Raw genomic sequence first — 5,487 nt, 5'->3', positions numbered from 1 at the left:
CTCCCGGCCGAGCAGCACGGTGGTGCCGGCCGGGATCGGGCCCTCGCCCGCCGCGGTGGCCACGGTCGCGACCCGGCCGCCGGTCACCGTCACCTCGACCACCCGGGCCGCGCCCTCGACGGCCCGCCGGCGGGTGTACGTCCCCCAGAGCGGGGTGAAGACGCCCACGCCGTCGCGCTGCACCATGTTGTTGAACTGGGTCAGCGGGACCGGCCCGGCCGGCAGGGCGGCGCTGCCCTCGAAGCCGACCTGGATGATCCGACCCAGCCCCTCGGGGCTGATCGCGGCGGCGTTGGTGTGCCCGGCGACCGGCGACTGGACCAGTTCGCCCGAGCGGATGCCGACGCCCTGGGCGGCGCCGGAGTTGTTGATGTCGAAGAAGTCGCCGTTCACGGCGGCCACCGCCCGGGAGCGGTCCACCGCGGCGCGCAGCGGCTCGTCCCGGGTGACCGCGCCGGAGTTGACGTAGTCCACGGTGACGCCGCCGGAGAGGTCGGCGGTGAGGGCGTCGGCACGCAGCCAGCCGGCGGCGTCGTACCGGTCGAAGGAGGTCAGGTCGAGTCCGGGCGCGACCGGACGGGTGGTCTTCGCGGTGTCCAGGCCGCCGGCGGGCTCGAGGCCCTCGGCGGCGAGGGCGACCGCGGCGTCGGGGCGGGAGGAGGCGGCCGGGGCGTCCTCGGCGAAAGTGGCGGTCGCGGCCGGGGGCGCGGCGACGCCCGCCGGCACGGGTCCGGCCAGGGTGAGCACCGGCGTCAGCAGCAGGGCGCCGGTGAGACGGGCGGATCGACTGCGGGTACGCATGGACGACAGTCAACCCGGACTTGCACAGAAGTTTCAAGAGCTGTGGGCTTAACCGAAGAAAAACTTCAGTCCCTGCCCCGGCACACGAAGAGGGGCACGACCGGCTGGCCGTGCCCCTCTTCAGGTCGCTCCTGTCAGGTCACTCGCCCGGAGTGGACTTCGCGATCTGCATCAGGAACTCGATGTTCGTCCGGGACTGCTTGAGCCGGTCGAGCAGGAGGTCGAGCGCCGCCTGCGAGTCCAGCGAGTGCAGCACCTTGCGGAGCTTGTGGACGATCGCCAGCTCCTCCGGCGCGAGCAGGACCTCCTCCTTGCGGGTGCCGGAGGGGTTGATGTCGATCGCCGGGAAGACCCGCTTGTCGGCGATCTTCCGGTCCAGCTTGAGCTCGGCGTTGCCGGTGCCCTTGAACTCCTCGAAGATGACCGTGTCCGCCATGGACCCGGTCTCCACCAGCGCGGTGGCGAGGATGGTCAGCGAGCCGCCGTTCTCGATGTTGCGGGCCGCACCCAGGAAGCGCTTCGGCGGGTAGAGCGCGGTGGAGTCGATACCACCCGACATGATCCGGCCGCTGGCCGGCGCCGCCAGGTTGTACGACCGACCGAGCCGGGTCACCGAGTCGAGCAGCACGACCACGTCGTGGCCCAGCTCGACCAGGCGCTTGGCCCGCTCGATCGCCAGCTCCGCCACCGTGGTGTGGTCCTGCGGCGGACGGTCGAACGTGGCCGCGATGACCTCGCCCTTCACCGACCGCTGCATGTCGGTGACCTCTTCCGGCCGCTCGTCGACCAGCACCACCATCAGGTGGCACTCCGGGTTGTTGCGGGTGATCGCGTTCGCGATCGCCTGCAGCACCATCGTCTTACCGGCCTTCGGCGGCGACACGATCAGCGCCCGCTGGCCCTTGCCGATCGGCATCACCAGGTCGATGACCCGCGTGGTCAGGATGTGCGGCTCGGTCTCCAGCCGCAGCCGCTCCTGCGGGTACAGCGGGGTGAGCTTGTAGAACTCCGGACGGCGCTTCGCCTCGTCCGGCTCCATCCCGTTGATGGTGTCCAGCCGGACCAGCGGGTTGTACTTGTCGCGCCGCTGCTCGCCCTCCCGGGCCGCCGCGCGGACCGCACCGGTGATGGCGTCACCGCGGCGCAGGCCGTACTTCTTGATCTGGGACATCGAGACGTACACGTCGTTCGGGCCGGCCAGGTAGCCGGTGGTCCGGACGAAGGCGTAGTTGTCGAGCACGTCGATGATGCCGGCGACCGGGACGAGCACGTCGTCCTCGCCGACCTGCGGCTCGCGGCCGCCAGCGTCGCCGCCCTCGGCCCGCTCGCCGCGGCCCCGCCGACGGTCGCGGAACCGGCTGCGCCGGCCGCGCCGGCCGCCGCCCTCGCCGTCCTCGTCGTCGTCCCGGTTGTCGCGGTTGTCGCGCTCGGCCCGCTGGCCACGGTCGTTGCGGTCGCCCCGGTCGTTGCGGTCGCCCCGCTCGGCGCGCTCCCCACGCTCGTTGCGCTCGCCGCGCTCGGCGCGGTCACCCCGCTCGTTGCGGTCGCCGCGGTCACCCCCGCGCTCACCGCGCTCGGTCCGCTCACCGCCACGCTCGGCCCGCTCGCCGCCACGCTCGGCCCGCTCGCCACGCTCAGCGCCACGCTCGGCCCGCTCGCCACGCTCAGCGCCACGCTCGACCCGCTCGCCACGCTCGGCCCGCTGACGGCTCTCGCCCCGCTCGGGACGCTCACCGGTCTCGGCGGGGGCCTCCTCGGTACGGGTCTCCGCCGGCCGCGCCTCCGCGTTGGCGGTGGCCCGGCCCCGGCGGGTCCGGGTCCGGCCCTCGGTCGCCTCCGCGACCGGCGCCGGCTCGGCCCGCTCCTCGCGTACCTCGGCGTGCACCTCTTCCCGGGCGGGCGCGGCCGCGGCCGCGACCTCGGCCCGCGGTCGAGGGGTCCCGGCGGCGGCGCCGCCCTGGCGCTCGGTGATCGCGCTGATCAGCTCGCCCTTACGCATGCGAGCCGTACCGGAGATACCGAGCGACGCGGCCAGGCTCTGCAGCTCTGGCAGCAGCATCGCCGACAGGCCCGTGCCGCTGCGCCGACGGCGCGTGGGGGCGGCGGTGGTGGCTTCGCCAGCGACGTTGGAAACATCCGACGTCACGTCGGTGGTGTCGCTCAATGGATTCCTTCCCTCGATAGGCCGGGACTGCCCGGAGTCGTGGAGCAGGTGGCCGGGCGGCCTCGGTGCACCCGCCTCGCAGGGACGCGTCGCGGGAGTCTGTAACACAGCAGCCGGTCGGTTTCCCGACTCACCACCATCGGTGAGCAGGTCTCGCCGTCTGCGGCGACCTGTGGAAACTGCGGTGCGGCGTGGGCCTTGGCAGGGGTGACGGGCTTACCGCCGAGAGCTTCGGGGGTGCGCCGACCCGCAGGAGATCGCATGCTTCGCGGCTGTGCTGCCCTAGAGCGTAATCAACTCTTGCGACCTGCGGCAACAGGGTCCCGCTCGGCGTGTCCCAGTCTACCCCGGGCGACCCGGGCACCGCTGACATCTATCGGCAACTCCCAACGCTGCCAATCTGTTCCCGCCTGGAAACCCGCCGGGACCTCGGTCAACGCCAGTACGGTCGGGCCCGCCCCACTGACCACAGCCGCCACACCGGCCTCACGCAGCGCGCTGACCAGGGCGGCCGTCGCCGGCATGCCAGGCGCCCGGTAGTCCTGGTGCAGGCGGTCGACGGTGGCCGGCAGCAGCAGCGCCGGATCGGCGGTCAGCGCGTGCACCAGCAGCGCCGCCCGGCCCGCGGTCAACGCCGCCTCGGCGTGCGGCACGGTGGCCGGCAGCGCGGCCCGGGCGGCGGCCGTCAGGCCGCGCTCGCCGGGCACGAAGACGGTCGGGCGGACGGCGTCGGCGACGGCCAGGGAGACCGCCCGGGCGCCGGCCGGCTCGGTCCAGGCGATCGTGAAACCGCCGAGCAGGCAGGGCGCGACATTGTCCGGATGCCCCTCGATCTCGGCGGCCAGCCGCAGCGCCGCGGCGTCGTCCAGCCGGGCCGCGCCGTCCTCGACGAGGGCCCGGGCCAGCAGCACGCCGGCCACGATCGCCGCCGAGGAGGAGCCGAGCCCACGGGCCTGCGGGATCCGGTTGACGCACTCCAGGGCCAGCCCCGGCGGCTGCGCGCCGAGCACCTCGAAGGCCGCCCGCATCGAGGTCACCACCAGGTGCCTGTCGTCGGCCGGCAGCTCGCCGGCGCCCTGCCCGGACACCGCCACCCGTACGCCGCCGGAGGTCACCTCGGCGGCCACGTCGTCGTGCAGCCCGAGGGCCAGCCCGAGCGAATCGAAGCCCGGCCCCAGGTTGGCGCTGGTCGCGGGCACCCGGACCCGGACGGGACCGGAGGCGAAAGTCATCGGCACCGGCTCATGCTAGGACTCCGGACCGACAGCCCGCCGGTTCGCCCGCCCCGTGGGACTGGCGCGCCTGCACTAGCGTGGCCCGCAACTCATCGACGGCGGGAGACGGCGTGCGGATCTTCGGTTCCCCGGCGGGCCAGTTGCTCTTCCAACTGCCGACCCTCCTGGTCCTGGTTACCGGGCTGGTGCTCACGCTGGTCCACCGGCGGCTGCCCCGGGCCGCGCGCGGGCTGCTCCTCGGCGGGGTGTCGCTGCTGCTGCTCGCCCTGCTGCTCAACGTGGCCTGGGTGCTGACCCTCACTCACATCTACGGGACCTGGAGCGGCACGGGGGCCCTGCGGTTCGGCATGGCGGTCGGCGTGCTCCAACTCCTGCTGCACCCGGCGGGGATGGCCCTGATCATCGCGGGCGCGCTTTCCGGGCGGCGGGGCGCCGGCCCGGACGGGCCCGCGCACTGGACCGGCTGGCCGGCACCGGCCGCCGCGCCCTACCCGCCGTCGCCGGCCGTCATCCCGCCGCAGCCCACCGAGCGGCTCTGAGCCGGCGGCAGGGACCGAGGGCACCCGCCGACGGCCGCGCGCAGCCCGACGCGCGGGAGTGCGCTCCCCGGATCTGCCGGTCGGCGGGTCAGGCGGTGCGGCTGGGCTCCGGCTCCTCGACCGGCTCGGTGAGCGAGAGCCGCCGGGTGGCGAGCCGCCAGCCGATCGCGTAGACCACGGTGACCAGGCCGCAGCCGGCCAGCACGGTCCGCTCGTCGACCGCGTCCACCACCAGGGCCACCACCAGCTGGCTGACCGAGATGGCCAGGGTCGCCAGCATCATGTCCGTGGCGAAGACCCGGCCACGCAGCCGGTCCGGCACCTCGCCCTGCAACGCGTAGTTGGACATCACCCAGTTGCTGCCGCCGCCGAGGTGGGCCAGGAAGACCAGCACCAGCACCAGCGGGAACCAGTCCACCACCGAGGCGCCGACGTACGCCAGGCCGTAGAGGGACATGGAGAGCGCCAGGCCGGTCAGCAGCCAGGCCCGGTTGCTCAGCACCCGGCGCATCAGGATCGGCCCGACCAGCGCCCCGGCGCCCCGGCTGGCGAAGAGCAGCCCGGTCCCGATCGAGCCGACCCCGTACACGCCGGCGAGCAGCGGGAAGACGGTCAGCACCCCGTTGCCCAGGCCGACCGCCGACTTGACGGTGACGAGGGCGAGCACCCGCGGCCGGTGCGCGATGTAACCCAGCGCCTCGCGGATCGCCGCCCAGGTGCGCGGGGTCGCCGCCGCCGGGTCGCGGGG

General features: G+C 74.2%; 4 protein-coding genes and 1 pseudogene. 1 reads left to right on the top strand and 4 read right to left on the bottom strand.

Annotated elements, in window-relative coordinates:
* The 3 genes and pseudogenes from ACWEVO_RS28970 to thrB all read right to left on the bottom strand — a co-directional run.
* Positions 1–801 (bottom strand): annotated as a pseudogene (locus ACWEVO_RS28970) (phosphodiester glycosidase family protein); the annotation flags it as partial.
* Positions 802–940: 139 nt separating this feature from the next.
* Positions 941–2,965 carry a transcription termination factor Rho gene (gene rho / locus ACWEVO_RS28965; protein WP_452310649.1) on the bottom strand — a complete coding sequence of 675 codons (2,025 nt, stop codon included), beginning with the start codon at positions 2,963–2,965 and terminating at the stop codon, positions 941–943.
* Positions 2,966–3,258: 293 nt separating this feature from the next.
* Entirely contained in the window at positions 3,259–4,197 is a 939-nt protein-coding gene (thrB, locus tag ACWEVO_RS28960; protein WP_452310650.1) for a homoserine kinase, read from the bottom strand.
* Between the two features lie 113 nt (positions 4,198–4,310).
* On the opposite strand from thrB, the gene ACWEVO_RS28955 reads away from it, so the two are divergent.
* Positions 4,311–4,739: a hypothetical protein gene (locus ACWEVO_RS28955; RefSeq protein WP_452310648.1), complete on the top strand. Its 429-nt coding sequence runs from the start codon at positions 4,311–4,313 to the stop codon at positions 4,737–4,739.
* 88 nt (positions 4,740–4,827) lie between these two features.
* Here the strand turns inward: ACWEVO_RS28955 and ACWEVO_RS28950 are convergent.
* The coding region (locus ACWEVO_RS28950; RefSeq protein ID WP_452310647.1) for an MFS transporter at positions 4,828–5,487 on the bottom strand (660 nt) is incomplete at its 5' end.

It is taken from the genome of Micromonospora sp. NPDC003776, assembly GCF_053605645.1.
This window is presented reverse-complemented; position numbering and strand designations above follow the sequence as displayed.